This window comes from Chryseobacterium sp. FR048 (assembly GCF_056844665.1).
The window spans coordinates 614,816-636,415 of sequence record NZ_JBXDSE010000001.1 but is presented as its reverse complement, the minus strand read 5'-3'; the positions used below and the strand labels follow the sequence as shown (position 1 = coordinate 636,415).

Annotated in this window: 21 protein-coding genes and 2 tRNA genes; 12 read left to right on the top strand and 11 right to left on the bottom strand. The window is 37.9% G+C overall.

Annotated elements, in window-relative coordinates; translation table 11 throughout:
- Positions 1-14 precede the first annotated feature (14 nt).
- The 6 genes from AC106K_RS02780 to AC106K_RS02755 form a co-directional block, all read right to left on the bottom strand.
- Positions 15-1,391: a TROVE domain-containing protein gene (locus AC106K_RS02780; RefSeq protein WP_482443318.1), complete on the bottom strand. Its 1,377-nt coding sequence runs from the start codon at positions 1,389-1,391 to the stop codon at positions 15-17.
- Positions 1,392-1,494: 103 nt separating this feature from the next.
- Positions 1,495-1,626 (bottom strand) — tRNA-OTHER (locus AC106K_RS02775).
- Between the two features lie 73 nt (positions 1,627-1,699).
- Positions 1,700-2,482 (bottom strand): tRNA(His) guanylyltransferase Thg1 family protein, encoded by a 783-nt coding sequence (locus AC106K_RS02770; protein ID WP_482443317.1) that lies wholly within the window; start codon positions 2,480-2,482, stop codon positions 1,700-1,702.
- Positions 2,472-2,906, bottom strand: coding sequence for an AAA family ATPase (locus AC106K_RS02765; protein WP_482443316.1), 435 nt, complete (start codon positions 2,904-2,906; stop codon positions 2,472-2,474). The genes AC106K_RS02770 and AC106K_RS02765 overlap by 11 nt, the downstream gene beginning before the upstream one ends.
- A gap of 4 nt (positions 2,907-2,910) precedes the next feature.
- Complete coding sequence (locus AC106K_RS02760; protein ID WP_482443315.1) at positions 2,911-3,642, bottom strand: ATP-grasp domain-containing protein; 732 nt, start codon at positions 3,640-3,642, stop codon at positions 2,911-2,913.
- Positions 3,643-3,658: 16 nt separating this feature from the next.
- Positions 3,659-4,408, bottom strand: a complete 750-nt coding sequence (locus AC106K_RS02755; protein ID WP_482443314.1) for a nucleotidyltransferase domain-containing protein — start codon at positions 4,406-4,408, stop codon at positions 3,659-3,661.
- A 300-nt stretch (positions 4,409-4,708) separates the two neighbouring features.
- Between AC106K_RS02755 and cobT the strand changes: the two genes are divergently transcribed.
- The 3 genes from cobT to cobC are packed head-to-tail and all read left to right on the top strand — an operon-like array spanning position 4,709 to position 7,053.
- On the top strand, positions 4,709-5,731 hold the full coding sequence (gene cobT, locus AC106K_RS02750; protein WP_482443541.1) for a nicotinate-nucleotide--dimethylbenzimidazole phosphoribosyltransferase: 1,023 nt from the start codon (positions 4,709-4,711) through the stop codon (positions 5,729-5,731).
- Positions 5,732-6,514, top strand: coding sequence for an adenosylcobinamide-GDP ribazoletransferase (locus AC106K_RS02745; RefSeq protein WP_482443313.1), 783 nt, complete (start codon positions 5,732-5,734; stop codon positions 6,512-6,514). It begins immediately after the preceding gene.
- Entirely contained in the window at positions 6,499-7,053 is a 555-nt protein-coding gene (cobC, locus tag AC106K_RS02740; RefSeq protein ID WP_482443312.1) for an alpha-ribazole phosphatase, read from the top strand. The genes AC106K_RS02745 and cobC overlap by 16 nt, the downstream gene beginning before the upstream one ends.
- A gap of 170 nt (positions 7,054-7,223) precedes the next feature.
- Here cobC and AC106K_RS02735 read toward each other — a convergent pair whose 3' ends face one another.
- The 3 genes from AC106K_RS02735 to AC106K_RS02725 all read right to left on the bottom strand — a co-directional run bounded on the left by AC106K_RS02735 (position 7,224) and on the right by AC106K_RS02725 (position 10,251).
- A complete protein-coding gene (locus AC106K_RS02735; RefSeq protein WP_482443311.1) occupies positions 7,224-8,975 on the bottom strand; it encodes a hypothetical protein in 1,752 nt (583 codons plus the stop codon).
- A gap of 249 nt (positions 8,976-9,224) precedes the next feature.
- Positions 9,225-9,336, bottom strand: a tRNA-OTHER gene (locus AC106K_RS02730).
- Between the two features lie 114 nt (positions 9,337-9,450).
- The gene (locus tag AC106K_RS02725) at positions 9,451-10,251 is read right to left on the bottom strand and encodes an RtcB family protein (protein WP_482443540.1); all 801 of its coding nucleotides are present in this window, start codon (positions 10,249-10,251) and stop codon (positions 9,451-9,453) included.
- A gap of 744 nt (positions 10,252-10,995) precedes the next feature.
- Here AC106K_RS02725 and AC106K_RS02720 point away from each other — a divergent pair.
- The 3 genes from AC106K_RS02720 (at position 10,996) to AC106K_RS02710 (ending at position 12,751) form a co-directional block, all read left to right on the top strand.
- On the top strand, positions 10,996-11,331 hold the full coding sequence (locus tag AC106K_RS02720) for a HopJ type III effector protein (RefSeq protein WP_482443310.1): 336 nt from the start codon (positions 10,996-10,998) through the stop codon (positions 11,329-11,331).
- Positions 11,332-11,511: 180 nt separating this feature from the next.
- On the top strand, positions 11,512-12,531 hold the full coding sequence (locus tag AC106K_RS02715; RefSeq protein WP_482443309.1) for a helix-turn-helix transcriptional regulator: 1,020 nt from the start codon (positions 11,512-11,514) through the stop codon (positions 12,529-12,531).
- A gap of 82 nt (positions 12,532-12,613) precedes the next feature.
- Entirely contained in the window at positions 12,614-12,751 is a 138-nt protein-coding gene (locus AC106K_RS02710; RefSeq protein WP_482443308.1) for a hypothetical protein, read from the top strand.
- A 310-nt stretch (positions 12,752-13,061) separates the two neighbouring features.
- On the opposite strand, the gene AC106K_RS02705 is transcribed toward AC106K_RS02710, so the two are convergent.
- Together AC106K_RS02705 and AC106K_RS02700 are read right to left on the bottom strand one after the other, a co-directional pair.
- On the bottom strand, positions 13,062-14,246 hold the full coding sequence (locus AC106K_RS02705) for a DUF1501 domain-containing protein (RefSeq protein WP_482443307.1): 1,185 nt from the start codon (positions 14,244-14,246) through the stop codon (positions 13,062-13,064).
- Positions 14,247-14,292: 46 nt separating this feature from the next.
- Positions 14,293-15,672 (bottom strand): DUF1800 domain-containing protein, encoded by a 1,380-nt coding sequence (locus AC106K_RS02700; protein WP_482443306.1) that lies wholly within the window; start codon positions 15,670-15,672, stop codon positions 14,293-14,295.
- Positions 15,673-16,055: 383 nt separating this feature from the next.
- Here AC106K_RS02700 and AC106K_RS02695 point away from each other — a divergent pair, with 383 nt between their 5' ends.
- The 6 genes from AC106K_RS02695 to AC106K_RS02670 all read left to right on the top strand — a co-directional run bounded on the left by AC106K_RS02695 (position 16,056) and on the right by AC106K_RS02670 (position 21,584).
- Positions 16,056-16,619: a hypothetical protein gene (locus AC106K_RS02695; protein ID WP_482443305.1), complete on the top strand. Its 564-nt coding sequence runs from the start codon at positions 16,056-16,058 to the stop codon at positions 16,617-16,619.
- 116 nt (positions 16,620-16,735) lie between these two features.
- Positions 16,736-17,785, top strand: a complete 1,050-nt coding sequence (locus AC106K_RS02690) for a glucokinase (protein ID WP_482443304.1) — start codon at positions 16,736-16,738, stop codon at positions 17,783-17,785.
- Between the two features lie 146 nt (positions 17,786-17,931).
- Entirely contained in the window at positions 17,932-18,498 is a 567-nt protein-coding gene (locus AC106K_RS02685; protein WP_482443303.1) for a YceI family protein, read from the top strand.
- 78 nt (positions 18,499-18,576) lie between these two features.
- On the top strand, positions 18,577-19,203 hold the full coding sequence (locus AC106K_RS02680; protein ID WP_482443302.1) for a YceI family protein: 627 nt from the start codon (positions 18,577-18,579) through the stop codon (positions 19,201-19,203).
- A gap of 288 nt (positions 19,204-19,491) precedes the next feature.
- Positions 19,492-20,142: an alpha/beta hydrolase gene (locus AC106K_RS02675; RefSeq protein ID WP_482443301.1), complete on the top strand. Its 651-nt coding sequence runs from the start codon at positions 19,492-19,494 to the stop codon at positions 20,140-20,142.
- A 98-nt stretch (positions 20,143-20,240) separates the two neighbouring features.
- Positions 20,241-21,584, top strand: a complete 1,344-nt coding sequence (locus AC106K_RS02670) for an ammonium transporter (protein ID WP_482443300.1) — start codon at positions 20,241-20,243, stop codon at positions 21,582-21,584.
- Positions 21,585-21,600: the final 16 nt, after the last annotated feature.

Here is a 21,600-nt window from a genome sequence, read left to right as displayed (position 1 = left end):
AACTCTGAAAAACATTAGTTTTCCAGAGCTTTAATATAATGAAATACTTTGTCACTCCATCCATTGATTTCTGCGGTCCAGTTCCCGGTTTTTATACCATGGGTATGGGTTGAAATATCAATGATATAAGACGTTTTATACGGTGACGTATCCGGCTTTCTGCTCAGTCCGTAATGCGCATCAATATCCTGGCTGTCGGAGATTACGACCAGTCGTTCAGCATCTTTTGCATATCCTTTTTCTTTCAGCCATTCACACAGCTGATAGGTAAAGATTCCTCCATGGCCTACCTCAGCATTGATTGACCGATAATGATTAAATAATCCAAGTCCTTTACCATTGCTCCAGATCATGTGTTTTCCTGTTCTCTGATGATCGTCTCCAGCCGTAAAGACAAGGATCAGATCTTCAAAGATATAAGAACCCGCAGCTGCCATGGCAAAAGCAAGATCCATCCTTGAAAACTGAGACTGGGAAGAGGTAATCTGCCCCATACTTCCGGATACATCAATGGCTAAAATTGTCGTTCCTTTGATCTTCTCTCCGGAAAAACATTTTTCCATCGCATGGTCAATATCAGCAGTGAATTCTACGGCATTTCTTTGAGCTGCCAGAAAATTCAACGGAGTAAGCCATGAGCTGTTGACCTGTGAGATCGCAGTTCTGATATTTTCTCTTGACAGTCCGGCTTCAGTCATATTTCTGAGATTTCTCAGAATAGCCAGAGAACCTAAGCTTTTTTCAGAGATCATTCTTTCAAAAGTTTCCTTTTTATCAGCACCTTGAGAAAGAGCCGCTTCCCATGTGTTGGCAGGCCGAAGAGTATCTTCAACAAGCGCTTTCAATGCATGTTCATTTTTAGCGGTTGGTTTTGGATGTACCAGATTCACAACGTCTACCAGGGATAAGAGCATATTGCTTTTTCTGTATTTGGCGATCTGATATTCATCGTATTGATCAAAAGCTTTGGCCAGTCCTTTTTTGATTGGCTTAGACATTTTATAAGAACCGTTTCTTACTTTCAGCATCTGAAGTAAATCAATGGTCATATCCGGTCTGTTGGCAATTTTGGCAATGGCATCCTTCACAGAAACTCCATGAATTTCATTGGCAAGAATAAGCAGCCATAGCGGAGTATGTCTCAGCTTTTGCTCGAAACGGCATTCGATGGCCAGTTCAATGATCTTTTCTCCATCCACTTTATGACATAGATCTTCAATCTGCGCCATGATTGTATCGGCAGACTGGTAATAATCGGATTCAAAAAGCAGGTTGGCCAGTGTTACCCTTCTCAGCAATTCATAATCTGAGTATTTTCCGGCTGTATCTGTCAATGTTCCGGCGATGATACCAGAGTCGAACCCAGTTTTTTTTGTGTTAAATTTTGACATACCATTAGTTTTTAAATGAATAAAAAGAAGTGATTAAAACCGATTAAGGCTTGGTTTTGTATCTAAATTACGAAGTAACCTTAATCTCACACCACTTCATCAGAAAGACTGGCCGGACTCGAACCGGCGACCTACGGCGTGGAATGCGAAGTAACTTTATGATCACACCTGCCGAAGCAGATTAAAATTATATAAAGTATTTTTACGTTGCTCTATCCTTCTGAGCTACAGTCTCTCTTATTTGATGATGCAAAATAAGTGAGTTGATGCGCAATGTATTTGCGTAGTGTTATTTTATTTGAAAAAAATTACTTTTTTGTATCTTTTTTTAGAGCATTCTTTACTATAGCGTTGATAAATGATCTGTAGTTTTCTCTTACTGAGAGCTCCTGTTCCACATGAAGAATTTTCCGCATCGAAGCTACGTTTTGCTTTGTAAGAGGATTATAACCCATTTTATCTGTTTCTTTTATAAAGATTCCTATTCCTCTTTTTTGCCAGAAAGGGATGTTATTATAATTAATTCCATATTGAAAAAGCAATTCATTTTTATCGGCCATCGATAGTTTTTCAATTTTTTCAGTAGCCTGCTTCGCATTACATCCGTTATTTCTCAAGGTCCAGTAGCAGTAGGCTGATAGTGAATTTCTGTGCGAATCTTCCTGTCTCCAGTAGAAATAGTCCAAAATCATTTCCTGATTCGGAATTGCAATGACCCTGCAGTCAAACACACAAATCTCCTGAAACTGAAGACTAAAAAAAGCACTGGCTTCCCCGGCCAATACAGAGTTGATCTTTCTTATTTTTCTGCTGAAGGTATTATCGTCCTTATGGATCAATAGAGAAATTTCATCGCTTTGGGTATAGCCATAGATGATTCTGAATCCTGAGTTAAAGAGATGTTTAACCGTATCGGTCATTACCTTGCTAAATTTTTGATCAAAAGGTTTCTCTAATGAAAGCTTTTCTTTAGTCAGCTTTGTAAAACCTTTTCCGTCTAATCTTACAATAATGAAATTCTCCGGCAATATATACTGTTCGGAAAGTGTTTCATTTTTTCGCATCAGAATTTCAATTTCTTCAAATTTCATAATCACAGATTTCAAATTGGGTATTGATGATCTTTACCTGTACTATTTTATCAAATCCTTCTTCCAAAGAAGGTGGCTCCAGTTCTTTAAATTTTGCTTTGATCCCGATCTCATTGATAAAATCTTTACGGTTTTTATTTCTTTCGAGACATGTCTTTATATCAGATTCAAAATAATAAGCTAAGATTTTATATTTGTTCTGACGGGCAAGATCAATATATTTTTTCCTTTCTTTTGAGGATACATTGGTATTATCGATGACCATTTTAGACTGGGTATCAAAACAATACTGAAGGAGTTTCCCTTCTTTATTTCTTGTATTGAGGAGATCCATGCTTATTCTGATGTGTGAATTGAAAAAAAGCTCTTTGTACAAGGAGCTTTTTCCGCTGGCAGGGATTCCTATAAAAATAATCATTTCCATGATTCTAATTTTTAATACAACTTTTCACAATCACCTCCAAAGCCTTTTCCGGATCACAGGCATACAACCCGGAACACCATGCCGGATTGGCCTCAATCAGAGCCCAGCCTTCTCCTTTGATAATGCCAAAATCCAGGACAATGGCTTCTGGAAGAGTAGAAGCATATTTTTGGATAAATGCATCAAAAAAAGAAAACATTTCCTTTTGTTCCGTTTCAGACAGTGGGTGGGTATCAAAAGCGTTGTTTCGCCAGTAAGAAGAATGAGTTTTAATCTCCTTATTGAAAACAAAACACCTTACCTCAAGATCCCATTCCACAACTTCTGACGTGAAAACGGTAATTTCCTGATCCAGAGAATCAAAACCTTTTATATCGGTTACTTTTTGGAAAACTCCGGCTTTAAAGCTTTTAAAATCAGAACATTTGATGAATATATTTTCCTGATCGATGAAGTTTTTGAGCTGACCGTAAGAAATTTTACGCTTTGTAAAATCTTCATCAATGTGAGCAAGCCAGTCATCCGTAGGTTTAAGCAAGGTTAAATGACATTGCTCAGCAACAATTTCTGCATAAATATCCTCACCATACACCGCAATCACATCCCCACGAAATTCCTCGGGAACATTCCATTTGGCATTGAAACGGTTCAGTTCATAAGGTGAACTGAGGGATGCTTTTTTCAGATTGTTGCTGTCTTCCGTATACATAGGAGACAGAGCGATTATATTTTTCATGAGTTATAGTTTTTATTTACAGATGCAGTATTTCCCTGAAGACTCTTTCCATTTCAGCTTTATCAGCATTACTTCCTGTCAGTCCTTTTGATTTTTCTTCATTATCTGTTATGGTTTTTTCCATAAAGTCAAATAATTTCCAGTCATTCGGATGATAATAGGCTTCTCCTTTTGTTGCTTTCAGAGCTACAAGATTTTCTATGGCTGTTCTTACTTCATCATCTGCCAATATAAGCAAATCATTGAACAATACAGGTGGAACTGTTCCTTTTTCTATGATCCATTTTCCGGTCAATGCAGTACGGAGGCAATAAAAATAACTTTTTAATTTTACTTCATCAGTTCTGCAGGCTTCAAGGTATTTCTTACTCATGCTTAGATAATGATAGGAAACGGCTATAGGAGAAAAACAGGCGTCTGCCAAAGGTTTGAAAAGTTCCACAAATCTTTCATCCTTCTTATAAACAATAGGCGAGTAGAACCAGCTCAGTAAAGCTGCGTTCGACTTCAGCAGCAGGTGAAAAGTCTTTCGAAGATCCCATCCGGAGCCGTCCAGATCATCTTCTGTCATAAATTCTATGGTTTCATCCTTATCCCAGGGAGAAAGATACCAGTCCTTTTCATGGCGGTATATGAAACGTATATCATAATCACTGTCAGGCGAGGCAAATCCCCAGGCCCGGCTTCCTGATTCCACAGCCAGAAGAACTTCTATGCCCCTTGCTGCTTCAACTTCTTTTATTTTTTCTAATATTCTGGTTGTCATTTTTTTCAATTTATAAAGCAAAATAAAGAAGGGTGTACGCAGTGTTTTTGCGCAGATGTTTTGGGTTTGAGAGTGGGAGAGTTTGAGGGTGAGAGGGTTTAATGTTGCCGTTTTATAATTTTCAAATCTAAAGTTTAGTTTCTTAGGAGTTTCCGGTCTCTCATCTCTTTGTCTATTATCTATTGTCTATTATCTATTATCTCTTGTCTTCTATACCTGTCATCAATACATTTTACTTTTTACATTGTATATTCCCCAAAATACCCTCTATTTCACTAATATTGCACTTTCTCATTTAACATAACTACATTTACATTCATGTTATCAAACGAATTACAGCATAAGATTGATTTTAAAACCAAACCTCTGGGTGCATTAGGCCACCTGGAACATATTGCCCACAAAATAGGAATGGTTCAAAATACCCTTTCTCCTCAATTGTTAAAGCCACATATGGTGGTTTTTGCAGCCGATCACGGAATTGCCAGGGCGGGAGTGAGTGCTTATCCGCAGGAAGTCACCTATCAGATGGTGATGAATTTTCTGGGTGGTGGTGCTGCAATCAATGTTTTTTGCAGACAGCAGGGTATTGAGATCAAAATTGTAGATGCCGGAGTGAATTTTGATTTTCCTGAAGGACTGAATTTATTGGATAAAAAAGTCAGAAAATCCAGCCGTAATATCCTGGAAGAGCCGGCAATGACTGTTGAAGAATATCGGCAGGCACTTGAAAACGGAAGATCAGTGGTGGCTGAAATTGCAGAAACAGGATGTAATAGTATTGGTTTTGGGGAAATGGGAATAGGAAATACTTCTGCTTCTTCACTGATGATGAGTAAGCTGTTTGATATACCGATTGTAAGCTGCATAGGAAGAGGAACCGGACTGAATGATGATCAGCTGCAGAATAAGATCAATATCTTATCTTCGGCCATAGAGAAGTATCCGGAAGTGACTACTGTAGATGAAATCGCTCAGACTTTCGGAGGGCTGGAAATCGCCCAGATGATCGGAGCTATGGAAGAAGCTTTCCACCAGAATATGCTGATCATGATAGATGGATTTATCGCAACAGTTGCCATTGCTGCAGCCTGGAAAAAGAATCCTGAAATTCTAAACAATTGTATATTCTGCCACGTAAGCGATGAAAATGCACATCTTCAGCTATTGGAATTACTGGGGCAGAAAGCCTTATTGAACCTGAACCTGCGCCTGGGAGAAGGAACAGGCTGTGCATTAGCATATCCACTTATTCAAAGTGCGGTAAATTTCCTGAATGAAATGTCAAGTTTTGAAGATGCTCATGTTTCAAATAAAGAATAAATGAAAGCTGTAAAGAATGAACTGATCTATTTTGCCACGGCAATGATGTTCTTCACGAGGATTCCGGTTCCGTTTACCATTCCGTATTCCAGTGAGATCATGAACAGATCTCAGAAGTATTTTGCCTGGGTCGGATTATTGGTAGGGCTGATCAATGCGGCTATTTTGTATCTTTCTTCTCAGCTTTTTAATCTTGAGATAGGAATCGTTCTCATGATGATCTCCAGTGTTTTGCTGACCGGAGCTTTCCATGAAGACGGGTTTACGGATATGTGTGACAGTTTCGGAGGCGGATATGGAAAAGAAAAGATTCTTACCATCATGAAAGACAGCAGGGTTGGTGCCTATGGAACCATTGGGATTATTCTGTTGTTTGCATTGAAGTTCTTCAGTATTCAGGCTCTGGGAACAGTTGATTTGATGAAAACCTTATGGATTATCATTTTAACCCATACCTCAAGCCGCTTTATCTCAGGAACAATGATCTATACCCATCAGTATGTTACAGATATTGATGCCAGTAAATCTAAGCCTTTGGCGAATAAACCATTGGATGGAATGGCTTTATTGGTAGGATTTATCAGTGTTTTACTTTCTTTTGTACTGATCCCGGACTGGCGGTTGATCATTGCTTTTGCATTGGCTTATTTAGGAAAAATCTATATGGGATGGTATTTTAAAAAGCATATCGGCGGCTATACCGGAGATTGTCTGGGGTCTGTACAACAGGTATGTGAAGTATTATTTTATTTAGGAACAATGATCGTATGGAAATTCATCTGATCCGGCATACTGCAGTAGACAATCCTGAAAATCTGTGTTATGGATTTGCGGAAATACCTCTCCGGGAAAATTATCTGGAAGAATTTCAGAACATAAACCTGGATAATGATTTTGATCTTGTGGTTTCAAGCCCATCAAAACGTTGCCGTCTTTTGGCAGATTATTTTAAATTCGGCTACAAAACGGACGAAAGGCTGAGAGAAATGAATTTCGGGAAATGGGAACTGAAAAAATGGACAGCTATTCCGGAAGAAGAGATTGCTCCCTGGTACAAAGATTTTGTCAATGTAAAAACTACGGGTGGTGAAAATCTGCTTGAAATGCAAACCCGTGTACTCAGCTTCTGGAACGAACTTGTTCAGAAAGAAGAGGTCAATAAAGTTCTGGTCGTTACCCATGCCGGAGTGATACGGCTTATTCTTCAGGCTGTACTTCAGTTTCCACTGGAGAATATGTTTAATATTCAGATTGATTATGGTAAGAAAGTCATTATTGAAGTGAATGAAGGTTATTTTTCTGTAAAAAAGATGAATGTGTAATTCTTCAATACGATGATAAATTCTTCAATTGAAGGACTGTACATTCCCCTCCTTTGGAGGGGTGGCAAAAATTCAAAGAATTTTTGACGGGGTGGTCACCACAACTCCTCACAGCTCTTCTTCTCCACAAAAAAACGCCACCCGATTTCATCAGATGACGCAAGAAAAAATTATTTAAATATTTTGAGAAAACTATCTTTTTCCAAACCTTCCAGCGAAAAATTATAGTCTGCTTCAGTTTGTTCAGTTACGACTGATGCTCCCAATTCCTTTATAAGTACATTAAAAGACATCGGTTCGTACCATTGCTGATAAAGTGCATTGGTTGCCAGCACCGCAATCTCTGAGTTTCCTGAAACATGGGAATGTCCGGCTCCGAAATTCAGAAGTACGAAAGTCTGTTTTTCACCTTTGGGCAGTAACATTCCAAGAATAGTTTGTCTTTGGATCGAGCTACATTTCACTTCAGCAAAAAGAAGGTTAGGGTTCATCATATAATCTCTCGAAATATGATCTCCTTTTCCGACAACGATTTTATAACCGCAGTTGGCTTCTCCATAGTAAACATTGTTCATGACCAGAGTCGGCGTATTCAGTCCGCTGTTGGCATAAAGATATTCTACAGCTCCTGTAGGGGCAGAAGTCATATCTCCGGAATACATCAGGTTTCCGTCTCCCTGGTTATAGGCAGCATTCCAACCTGCTTTTCCGGTAATATTCAATCCGGACAGATCCAGGTCCTGAGCTCCCCATGCATCTTCCCAATAGACTCCTACGGCAAGTTTTTCACCGGAGAATCTTGTTCCTGTCGGAATATTTCCAACAAACATTTTTTCAGAAGTAGGAAGTCCGAACTCTACCTCTTCAGGGAAGTAGAATTTCTTTCCCGAAAGATCAAATCTGGTTTTCAGATAGGAGAGAATAAAATCAAAGTTCATTTCGTTGACATCACTGTTTCTTCCTGTCTTCACCCATGATTTTCCGTTTCTGATTCTATAGACAAAAGTATCCTGACCATACATTCTTAAATAACATGCTGACAGCGCTTTGAAAAGAGCAAACGGCGTTGCATGATCCAGCCAGTGCACATCTTTTTCTTCCAATAATGTGTTGGTAGCATCATTCAGCGGGTTAGAGACCAATGGAAGATGATGTATTTTTGATAATTTGGAAAGCTTATTAATGGTTTCCGGACATCTTTTTTTATACGCCAGAAACAAAGGTTTAAACCTGTTAAAGATCTCTGCAAGCTTTTCCAATCCATAGTTTTTAAACAGCTTTGATGGGTTGAATTTACTTTCTTTGATTTCCTTTATCAGTTCCTGATTTTTGATCAGAGTACTGGTTCCGGTGGTTTTGAAAATGACATATCTCAAAAACTCCACTGGATTTTCCGGGTAGATCTTATAAAGGTCTGCCACTCTTACAATGGCTTCCTTGTTTCTGATATTTTCCTTTCCTGTGAACGTATACTTCAGTTCATCCTTCAGAATGGCGAATATATCATTCAATGTTTCCTCTTTCAAAGCAATACCGGATCTCAATAGCTCAAGGCACTTCTCTGTCATTTCTTCCTTGGAATAAGCCTTGATAATGTTGAGGCTAAGTTTTGTTTCAGGGATATTCAGGATCTCGTCCGGAATATAAACTTTATCCTGAAATTGGCTTCCATAGGTAGAAATGTAATGTGTGATCTGCTCAAAGAACAGATTGAATCTGGTACTGTTTTTAATTTTCTCCCAGGATTTATGGAAGGTTCTGTTAAGAGCATTACCGCTAAGCTTTTCCTCTGAATAATAGCTTATGATTTGCTTTTTCGCCCAAAGTGCATCCGACTCAATCACTAAACCACTATCGGAAATAAAAGGGGCTTCATCCGATTTTCTGGACAGTACAGCGTTGAATAGTTTAAGTGTTTTCATTGTTTTAAGTTTAAAAAATAAGTGAGGAGTAAGATTCATTAAAAGTGAAGGGTAATAGGAACTCCTTTTACCTATAATTTATAAAAAGCTGGGAGTAAAAACCTTTAATGTGTAATAGGAACTCCCTTTGCTTTATATTTTGTAAAAAGGCGGAAAGTAAACTTGGAATATATAGGAACTTTCTTTGCCTTATATTTTTTTACCCATGAAAATGACTAACGTTTGAATAGAATCATCTTCATCGTATTGAGGAGCAGACAGGATTCGAACCTGTGACCCACAAACCTGGTGGTTGATAGGAACTTTATATGCCTGCAGCGAAAAGTAATTCTTGTTGCTCTACCATCTGAGCTACTGCCCCTGCCTTATTGAAAAGTTTTCATATCCTTACAGACTTTCATATCCATAAGGTTTTATTATTAGTTTTTTTGTTAACCTAACAGGTTTTCAAAGACCTACCAGGTTTATTTATCAATCATGCCTTTCTGAATTTCTTCTTTTTCTTCCATGGTGCGTTCTTCTGAACATCACCGGCCATGATACATCCATACGGCATTACTTCATCCAATACCTCACACAATCCGTATTCTTCAATCTGCGCTCTTACATTTTTTGCGCTTTTATAAGCACTTGGAAGCTCAGAAATATCAATTTCATTGGAGTAGAAACGAATATCCAATCCTGCTGTTTCCTCATTGAAGATCTCTTCAGTTGTTTTATGAGCCATGGATTTTTTATGCTGGCTTCTGCTGAAGTTTCTTCCCGCTCCGTGAGGGGCGAAACCAAGGTTTCTTTCATTCGTTTTTCCCTGAACGATCAATACCGGTTCAGACATATTCAGTGGGATCAGTCTCGGTCCTGTAATATCAGGCATGAACTTATCATCCAGTGGAGTAGCTCCTTTCGCATGATAGAACAGATCACCATCTTTAAAGACAAAATTATGTTCATTCCAATATCTGTTTTCTTTCTCCATTTCCAGTTTGTTCAGTACAGCATCATGAATAGAAGTATGGTTTTCTTTAGTCCATTGTCTGATCAGTTGCAGGGCTTCCCAATAGGATTTCCCTTCTTCCGTATCATAAGGAATCCAGGCGTTTTCTTTCAACGTTTCAGGGGAAATTTCCTGTCTGAAACGGTTGGCCACCTTCATTCCTTTATCATATAAAGCAGCTCCCGGAGCTCTCGATCCGTGGTGAGTCACCATCATTGTATTTCCTGTATTTTTGGAAATTCCTACAAAAAGGAAATGATTTCCATCCCCCTGAGTTCCCATATGAGAACGGGCAATGCTTATTAATTTCTCATCATTTAAGAAATCATTCTCTCTGAAGGCATCCATCAGTTCCTGAGACATCGGCATCTGTTCACCTCTAGGTCTTCCTCCATATCCGAAATGCGTTACAGCGTGTGCGGCATCAAGAATCTCTTTAGGATTGGCTTTACCAAAATCGGTCAACATTACCGAACAACAAATATCTGCACTATGGAATCCCGGATGAATGGCATTCTGGGCAACCACCACACCTCCCACAGGGATATAACCTTCAGGACCTGTAGGGCAGGCATCCGGCATCAAGGCTCCTCTGGTCAGAGTAGGGGTTTTCATCAACACTTTCATCGTTTTGATGACTTTCTCCACATTATCATTTTCACTTTCGTGTTCGGCTCTGATGTTGATGACAAAATCTTTAGCTGTATCATGAAGTGGAATAAGGTCTGGTTGCTTGAATTGTACCAGATATTCTGCAATCTGATGTTCATCCAGATGATTCTCATTGATATAGGTAATGGCATCTTTAAACCATTTTGCTGGTCTATATCCTAATTCGATTAAATGATTTCCATTAAATTCCATCTTTATTTCATTTTGATGATGCAAAGTAAGATCATTATTGCGCAATAGTTTTGCGTAGGTAAAGAAATTTTAATTATTTTTACAAAAAGTTTAAAAATAAGGCAAAGCAAAGATACAATAGGTGAATTTGTTGAGTGCCGTAATCATTTAAAACCTATCCTTATGGTATTATTAGAACAACTGACACATTTTCCTGAAACGATCCAGTTTACGGATGTTATTGCTTATATCGACGCAAATTATGAGTTTACACCTACAGCTTTTAAAAATGGGGATACTACCAACCAGTCCGGGCAGAATAACGGTTCATGCAAGGTGTTCAGCTATGCGAGTCTTCAGGATCTTTCAAAAGAAAAGACCCTTAGGCTTTTTGGAGAATTTTACAGAGAAGATGTTTTGAAAAATCCGGAAGGGGACGATCATCAGAACATCAGAAACTTCATGAAATTTGGTTGGGAAGGAATTACTTTTGAAGGAAATGCTTTGAAGGAGAAATAGTTTTTAAGCAAAAAGGAGTATCGCAAAAAGGCAAATCTGCTGAGGAATTTTATAATGAATCAGTAGTGTAACCGCTTGAAAAATAGAGTTTATTGCCATATCAGCAATTACCTCTTTTTGTGCATTGACGATTTTGCTCTTTTACCCTTCTGCAATTTTGCCTAACTAAAAATCAACACCATGTCATCCAACAAAAATGCCCTGATCCGCTATAAGACCCTCGATAAATGTCTTAAGAACAAATACAGAAAATATACGCTGGAAGATCTTATTGATGAATGTTCCGAAGCTTTATTTGAATTTGAAGGCAAAGAATCCTATGTGAGTAAAAGGACCGTACAACTTGATCTGCAGAATATGCGGAGTGAAAAGTTCGGTTATGAAGCGCCCATTGAGGTGTATGAGAGAAAATATTACCGCTACAGTGATCCTGATTACAGTATTCATAATATTTCTGTAAATGACAGCGACCTGAAAGCAATGAATAATGCGGTCCAGATCCTGAAGCAGTTCAAAGATTTCTCGATGTTTAAAGAAATGAACGGGGTGATTCAGAAACTGGAAGATTCCATTCATGCCACCAGCCAGAAATCTATTATCCATCTGGATAAAAACGAACAGCTGAAAGGATTGGAGCACATTGACATTCTCTATGAAAGTATTGCCGGTAAAAAAGTTTTGAATATTCTTTATAAAAGCTTTACCGCCAGAGAATCCAACATCTATACAGTTCACCCGCAGCTGCTGAAGGAATTCAATAACCGATGGTTTCTGATCTGTCTCTATAAACAGAAAATGTACAACTTTGCATTGGACAGAATGGAAAATATTGAAGTGAATGAAAGCCATCAGTATATTGACAAAGATCTGGATGGTGATGAGTATTTCAAAGATATTGTAGGCGTTACTGTCTCTGAGGGTATTGTTCCCAAATCAGTAGTTTTCTGGGTAGACTCGGCAAATTCACCTTATGTGAAAACAAAACCCCTGCATAAAAGCCAGGAGATCATCCGTGAAGATCATAATGGAACTCTGTTTAAAATCTCTGTGCAGATCAATTTTGAGCTGGAAAGATTATTGTTGGGGTTTGGAAGTTCTCTGATCGTTCATAAACCCAAAAAATTAAGAGAGAAGATGGAAGAAAAGTTCAGCGCAGGGATCAAAAACTATCAGAATCTGATTGTACCGGAGGAGAAATAAACTGTCTGCATTCTCACCAAAGTATTGGACAATAAAAAATCTTGGCTTGGAAATTGCATATATACCCTCACAATATCACATTATGAGATCAAGAATATTCAAAGCATTAATTGCAATCATAGCACCTATAGCAATAGAATATATTGTTAAAAAAATATCTGAGAAACTTGACAAAAAAGAGAATCAGAACGAGAAAGAACCTAAGCAGATTACTGCTTAAGCGTAGTTAAAATTTAAAATTATTGAAAAGAGACTGTCATTATGGGATGGTCTCTTTTTTTTGTAGTGATATAAGGTGTGGTAGGAGTGGGGGAAAATGACCACCCCGTCAAAAATTTAAAGAATTTTTGCCACCCCTCCGGAGGAGGGGAATGTACGGTCTTTCCATTGAGATATTCATGTAATATTCAAGGAAGTTTAATATTTTCAAAGGCTTAGGGGGCGCGTGCAAATTTTGTCACTTAATATCACTTAAGTGTTTGTTTTAAAGCTTTTGTGTCTTTTATGGATTAAATAAAAACTTTGGGTGTTTATATAAAATCATAAATTCCATCTTTCCATCCCAAGACTTTGGAAGAGTCTGCTTTCAGCCAGTTTTTAAGGATGGTGGCATATACTTTTCTGAAATCTTCTTTATAGATGAGGTCGCCTTCATTCAGGTTTTGCAGATCAGGAAGAGCATTCAGTAATCCTTTCTTCTTCAGATTTCCACCGATGAAAAACATTTGGTTGGCTGTTCCGTGATCCGTTCCATTGCTGGCATTCTGGGCAACACGGCGTCCGAATTCAGAAAAGGTCATAAGCAGTACATTATTGAAGAGACCATTACTTTTCATATCGGCTACAAAGGATTTTACGGCATCATTTATATCATCGAACAGCTTTTTCTGTCTGTCATTCTGGTTTACATGGGTATCAAAACTTCCGATAGAAAGATAGTAAACCTGGGTGTTGATGTCAGATTTGATCAGTGAGGCTACAGTTTTGAAATCTTTTCCCAATTGAGAGTTCGGGTAGATCTGTTCTGTTTTTTTTGCTTTACTTTTTTCAAAAATATAACCGGCATTATTGATCGTGGACCCTAAAGTCTGATAAAGATAAGAAACCGTTTCATCATCGTGGTGATGGTCATATAGTGATTTGAAATATTTCTCCTGGCTGGTCTGGTAAAGCCTTTTGGGATCTTTAAAGGCGAATGCTTTATTATTTTCTCCTTTCAGGGCAAGACTGAGCATATCATCTACTTCCAGTGCCTGGGTAGGGTGCTCACAGCGGTAGCATTCCTCATCCAGAAACCGTCCGAGCCATCCCGTATCAAGGAATTCATCGCTTCTGCTGGCAGACTGCCATATATCCATACTTCGGAAATGGGACTTGTCAGGATTGGGATAGCCAACATTGTTCATGACCGAAAGTTCGCCATTATCAAAAAGCTCTTTAAAGTAAGAAAGAGAAGGGTTGATGCCTGCTTCATCGGTCAAAGCCAGTGAGTCCTGAATGGCAAGCGTTTTCCTTTCCCTGAAGTAAATATCATTTCTGGCCGGAATAATCGTATTGAGACCATCATTACCTCCCGTAAACTGAAGGACGACCAGAATATTTTGATTGGGCGTCAGAGCATCATCCAATGTCATTGATTTCAGGAAATTGGGCATCAGCAGGGAAGCAGTGGCCAATGAACTTATTTTGAGGAATTCTCTTCTTTTGATTAACATAATTTTGCTTTTAGGATAAAGGTGGGTGATGCCGGCTAACTGCAATCTACATCAATTGGTATTCCGGAGTTGACATCAGATTGATAATGTTCATCTTGGTGCTGTTATCAGAGAAACTTTTTACAGCATCCATATTCAGATTCTGGGAATTGAGAATCAGATAATCCTGGCAGTTTTTATGAGCAAATATTTGATCTACACGATTCCAGTCTATAGAGATATTCGGGTTCTTAAAGGTTTTGTTTAATGCTGTTTCTTTAGATTTCATCCCCATATCGAGGTCATCATCCTGCCTTGGACTGTATTCTAACGGGCGAAGTCCGGACCAGATCTGTGGAACCTGAAGCCTCAGCATCAGAGTAGAACTGTCGATCCATGATTTTCCGTTGGGCCATCCTGCCACATTAGGAGGGTAGAGGAGCATCTGCCCCAATAATTTCTGATAAACAATAAGGTTTTCAGGATTCTGGATATGCATGGGAAGTATCCGCATGATTCCGGCCATGAGCTCTACGGGAGATTTTATTCTGTTTCCGATATTTTTCTGATCATAAAACCAGGAACTTGAAAATATCTCGGTCATCAGCTTTTTTATATCATATCCGGAAGCGTAGAAATTGGTGCTTAGCCTGTTGACGATCTCATCATCCACTTTTTCATTCACAAAAAATCTATAGATTTTTGCTGTAATAAACTTTGCAGTGGCCTTTTGATCCAATATAATATTCAGAACATCTGTTCCGTCAAAATTCCCTGTTTTTCCGAGGAAAGTTTTGGTTCCTTCATCATGGAGGTTTTTTCTTTCTTTAAAGTTTCCTTCTTTATCATAGCTCCATCCGGTAAAAGCTCTTGCTCCCTCCCGAATATCTTTTTCCGTATAATTTCCCCTTCCCATGGTAAACAGTTCCATCACTTCACGGGCAAAATTTTCATTAGGATGGTCTTTTTTGTTTTGTTGATTGTTCAGGAAGTTGAGCATAGCGGGAGACTGGCTTACTTCAAAAAGCAGGTCTTTGAAATTTCCCAACGCATGTTTCCGGATCATATTGAGAAGCTGTCTGTTGAATTTTGGGTTGATTACCCTGGAGGCAAAATGCCCGTGCCAGAAGAAGGCCATCTTTTCCCTCAGCTGTTCCTTGCTGTTCACTATTTTATCCAGAAAGTTCAGATTCAGTTCATTGTTTTGTTCCCGGTTGAGTCGCTGCATTTCTTTTTTCTTTTCTGCCGGGGCGGTAGCGTTCATATAGTCTGCTGTAGGATCGGCATCGGGAGTATCGTATGAGATTTCACTGAAGCTGTCTTCTTTGAAGAGCTCATGCATCAGTGTTTTCGTATCTTTATTTTTCAGATCATTAATCTGATTGATTCCTATACCGAACCCTGCACGCCAAAGAAGATGTTTGTTTTTTAATAATGAATCTGCCATGGTGAGAACATTTATTTTTTTGATGAGATTGAAAGAAAAAGGTTAAAATAATAACGGGTTAAAGATTGTTAATATTATTATATTCGCTAGAAGCTAGAAGCCGGAAATTAAATTTATAAAACAAACAGAATTGACTTTATATTATATTAGGATATGACCTTCTGTTTCCATCTTCCAACTTCCTTTCTGGTATTTTTTCTTTAATTCACTTTTCAGGATCATTTTTTTGATAAATTTTGTTAAACAAACATTTAAATTTTGTTAAAAATAAGGTATTGATATTCATTGTTTTATAGTTTGTTTGAGTGTTAAAATCAACGAAAAAGCCTTCCTTGGCACGATTTTTACATCCTCTTGTTTAGTAAAATTTAAAAATTAGAGTTATGAAAATGTTTAAACAGGCAATATTACTGGCTGGGATTTTAACAGCAGGTATAGCAAGCGCACAGGATTCTAAAATGAACAATATGATCAAAGTGGGCGCAAATGTTGGTTTAGCAGTTCCTGCAGATAATCTTTCTGCTGCCGTAGGAGTAGATGTAGCTTATCAGAACCTGATCACTCCAGGATTTGGTTTAGGTATCGCATCAGGATATACTCACTATTTTGGAAAAGACAACAACGGATATAAAAACAATGATGTAGGAGTAGTACCTGTAGCAGCTTTAATCAGAATTTATCCAAAACAGACTGGTTTCTATTTCGGAACAGACTTAGGATATGGTTTCCTGGTTGGAGATAAAACAGTTGCATCCAATACCAATGTTGAAAGAGCAAGCGGAGGTTTTTACCTTAAACCGGAGATCGGATACCACAACAGAGACTGGAACTTCTTCGTACAATACCAGAAGGTTTTTGTAGGAACAAAAGGAGATTTAGCTGGTCAGGACTATAATGTGGGGAATATCGGAGTAGGATTCGGTTACAATATTCCATTAGGAAAGTAGTTAGATTTAATATATAAACAATTATTAACCAAAACCTTTTCACGAAAGTGGAAAGGTTTTTTTGTTCTGTGCAGGATTTACAAAAACAATTATTATATTTGGTAAAATTTGAGGTTATGATTCTGAATCCAAAATTTCCACTTTATTTACCAGGAGTAGAGAACAGTAATAATGATAATGTTTCTATCATTGGGGCAAGTCTCCGTGAAGATATGACAATCTTAGGCTATTTTGTTTCCGGTAACGGAGGTCTTGAGATAAAACTCCAGAATGTATATTCCACTAAAGAATACGCTTCTTTTTCTGATATTTTGAAGAAGTTTATTCAGGATAACCAGCTGGAGAATGTAAAACGTCTTGGAATGGCTGTACCAGGCCCGGTACTTGACGGAAAAAGCAGCCCTGCGAGATTGGGCTGGAATTTAGATATAGAAGAATATGCCAGAGATTTCGGGTTCGAAAAAGTAGAAATGCTGAATGACCTGGAAGCATCTGCTTACGGAATGGCTCTACTTGAAGATAACGACCTTGAAGCAATCTATACAAGCGGTCACCTTGAAAAAGGAAATGTAGCCATTCTTGCTCCAGGAAACGGATTGGGAGAGGCAGGTTACTTCTTTGACGGAAAATACCTGAGACCTTTCGCTACTGAAGGCGGACATTCTGAATTTTCTCCAAGAACCAATGTAGAAGTCGAATTCTACCAGTTCTTAAATAATATCTATGGAATTGTAAGCTGGGAAAATGTACTTTCCAAAACAGGTTTATTCAATATCTACCGATTCCTGAGAGACGTAAAAAGACATCCGGAGCCGGAATGGCTGGGAGAACGTCTTGCTCAGGGAAATTTTGTAGAAGAATTGTATAAAGCAGCTGTAGAAGAGAATGTACTGATCTGCAGAATCGCGCTGGATACTTTCCTTGAGTTCCTGGCACGTGAAGCGAATAACTTAACATTGAAAGTAAAAGCTACCGGAGGATTACTGATCGCCGGAGATATTCCTCAGATCGTGAGAGAATATATTGATAAAGACAAGTTCTATGAAAAATTCAAGATCAGTGATAAAATGGAAGGAATGCTGAGAAATATTCCGATCTATCTGGTCAAGCAAAATCATACGGCACTAAAAGGGATGGCTCTTTACACCGCCTACTATCAAGTATAAAAAATAAAAACTCCGAAGAAATTCGGAGTTTTTTTATGGGATGATATTATTCATAAAAATAATTAAATTTCTTGATTTACATCAACGTCATCTATCGAATAAGATAGCTACCTTTGTGCTATTAAATAAGTAAATAATTCTATTCAATGAAAAAAATATTTTTATTAGCAGTTTTAGCTGGTGGTTTAGCTTTCGGACAGTCCAAAAAAGTAGTAGCATCTGATGTTCACTGGTGGGGATACAAAGTAGCAAAGTCTGAGGCAAGTTCTCACGATGGTACAGTAAAAGTAAAATCAGGAGATATGGTAATGAAAGGAAACCAACTTGTAGGAGGAAGCTTTGTACTGGATATGACGTCTATCAACGCTACTGACCTTACAGGAGAATATCAGCAGAAACTAAACGGACACCTTAAGAACGGTGACTTCTTTGAAGTAGAGAAATTCCCTACTGCAAGTTTCAAAATTACCGCGGTAAAGAAAAACAACGATAAAATCTACAACTCTTTAGTAACAGGAAACCTTACTGTAAAAGGAAAAACTAGCCCGGTTACTTTCCCTGCAAAGATTTCTTACAGCAAAGGAGTAGTAAGCTTAGTATCTAACAAATTCTCTTTCGACAGACAGAAATTTGATGTAGCATACAAGTCTACCATGCAGGATGTTTTTGTGAAAGATGACATTGATATGGTGGTAAAGGTAACTGCTCAATAAATTAATCAAAAAAAGATTGTTAAAAGTGTAGAAGTTCTACACTTTTTTTTATTTTTGTTGAATTGTAAATAAAAAAGAATGAAAAGATTACTATTGTTTGCTATGGTGTGCGCAAGCATATCATTTGTTTCTGCCCAAAAGAAATTTGATAAAGTTTCAAAAGTGACTTCGTCAGAGATCAGATGGTGGGGATATAAGGTTGTAAAAACCCAGGAAACTTCCCACTCAGGAACAATAAAATTAAAAAGCGGGAAATTCAACTTTGACCATACCGTTCTTGTAGATGGAGAGTTTATTATAGATATGAGAAGTCTGATGGCGGGAGATGTTTCAGACGAAGATCAGATTAAGCTGACCAATGATCTGAAAAGTTCTAATTTCTTCGAAGTAAAAAAATTCCCTGTTGCTAAGTTCCATTTGACTAAGATTATTCCTTTGGCAAACAATGAGTATAATTCTACGGTATATGGAGACCTTACCCTTAAGGGAGTAAGAAAAACAATCTCTTTCCCTGCGAATGTATATGTGACTCAGTTTACAACTTCTATTGAGTCTGCTAAGTTCTCTTTGAACAGAAGAGACTTTAAAGTATTCTATCAATCTTCATTGAAAGATTATTTCATTAAAAACGAAATGGATATTCAGTTCAAAGTTTCTACCGAAATGTTGGATAATGAGAACAGAGTACCAAAAAAGAAAAAATAAAATTAAAGATTTATATTGATACAAAAGAGCAGTTCTGAGGGGCTGCTCTTTTTTTGTGGGATAGTGAGAGTGGAGAAAGATAAAGCCACCCCTTCTGAAGAGGGAAATGTTTACATTTTCCATTTAAATAAAATTATATACCACTTTTTTATAGGTGCTGTCAGATTTCTATCAGAATGACATAGAGCGCTCATTTTATTCATACACTTTGTCATTCCATAGGATTTCGGCTTGAAATTTTCTATAAGAACCGTAAAATTCTTTTTCAATTTTTTATAAATTAGTAGTATGAAAATGTATATTGTAAGCGGTCTGGGTGCAGATTTCAAAGTACTTGAAAAAATAGAGTTTCCCAAGCACTTTGAATTGATATTTATAGATTGGCTTATCCCTGAAAAAAATGAACCTTTTGATGCTTACGTCAAAAGAATGGCAGATAAAGTAGACGATTCAGAACCATTTTGTTTGTTGGGGTATTCTTTCGGAGGAATTATTGTGCAGGAGATCAATCAACTGAAACCAGCTGAAAAGGTCATTATTCTTGGCAGTATAAAATCCGATAAGGAAAAGTCCAGATTTATAAAGACCGGTGAGGTTACCAAAATTCCAAGACTATTGCCGGTAGGTTTGTTCAATGATAAGGCAGCCAACGTATATGCTGTTATCCGAAAGCTGTTTGATCCTAAAAACCCAAAACTTCTGCAATATTTTAAAGTAAAAGATCCTTATTATCTCAAATGGTCAGTAGAAAAAGTTTCTGAGTGGAAATTTGAGGAAAATCCTAACGTGATTCAGATATTGGGAGATAAAGATATTGTATTTCCAATTCGTTATTCCAATCCTGATTATGTAGTGAAAGGAGGAACTCATCTTTTTCCGGCGACAAAATCCAGAGAAGTTTCCAAAATACTGAAAGAGATATTTGTTGAAAATGTGTAATTTTTTTTAAATGCAGTATTTTTAATAGGGGTATTGTTTTAAAATTGTGATTTTTTTATAAATTTATATTTAAATTTAATGGGTGTAAATATAAATTTATGAAAATTGGACTTAAATGGATCGTTTCGTTCTCTATCATTACGCTTGTGGCATTTGGCGGATTGTTCTGGAATCCGGTTACGGATATTCCTGATACAGGAGAATTTTTAAGTGAAGATAAAATTGTTGGGGCTGATGTTGCCTGGATTCTGGCTGCGGCAGGCCTTGTCCTGTTGATGACGCCCGGGCTCTCATTCTTTTACGGAGGAATGGTGGGTAGGAAAAACGTAATTTCTACCATGCTGCAGAGCTTTATTGCTTTAGGAGTTATCTCTTTGGTGTGGGTGGTCGTAGGTTTTTCTTTATCTTTTGGAAATTCACTGGGGATTACCTTGGGTGGAAAACATTACGGTATTATCGGAAACCCGTTAAGCTATCCGTTTTTCTGTGGAGTAGGCAATCTGCCCCATAAAATAATGGCTCCCACTATCCCTTTTATTCTGTTTGCCCTTTTTCAGATGAAATTTGCCGTGATTACCCCTGCTATTATCACAGGCTCTTTTGCAGAAAGGGTTCGTTTTATTTCTTATTTATTGTTTATCATTCTTTTCAGCATTTTTATTTATACACCGCTTTGTCACATGGTATGGCATCCTGACGGACTTTTGAACAAATATTTTGGAGTGAAAGATTTTGCCGGAGGAACAGTGGTACATATGAGTGCTGGTTTTGCAGCACTTGCAGGAGCTTTGATGGTTGGAAACAGAAAAAATCCGCATCACGAGCCTTCCAATATTCCTTATGTACTTTTGGGAACGGGAATGCTTTGGTTCGGATGGTTTGGGTTTAATGCCGGTTCAGCGTTGAGTGCTTCCGCTTCAGCAGCCACTGCTTTTGGTACCACTACTATTGCTTCCGCTTCCGCGATGATGACGTGGATTTTTTTCGACAGAATCAATGGAAGAAGTATATCTGCTTTAGGAGCCTGTATCGGAGCTGTAGTGGGGCTTGTGGCCATTACTCCGGGATGCGGTTTTGTAAGTATTCAGGAAAGTCTTTTTATAGGATTTATCACCGCAATAGTTTCTAATGTGATGGTCAACTGGAAGCCCTTGAAGAAAATAGATGATACTCTGGATGTTTTTGCCTGCCATGGAGTAGGAGGGATTATGGGAATGATTCTTACGGCTGTTTTTGCTCATGGTGAAAATGCAAGTCTGCTTCATGGAGGGTTTCAGGTTTTTCTTCATCATATGGCTGCCCTGATTTTAGTTTCTGTTTTCACCTTTTTTGGATCATTAATTTTATATAAAATTACAGATTCAATAATTACATTGAGAGTTTCTGAAGAGTCTGAAAACAAAGGGCTTGACCTCTCTCAGCATGAAGAATATCTGCAATAGCTTTTATATTCTGATC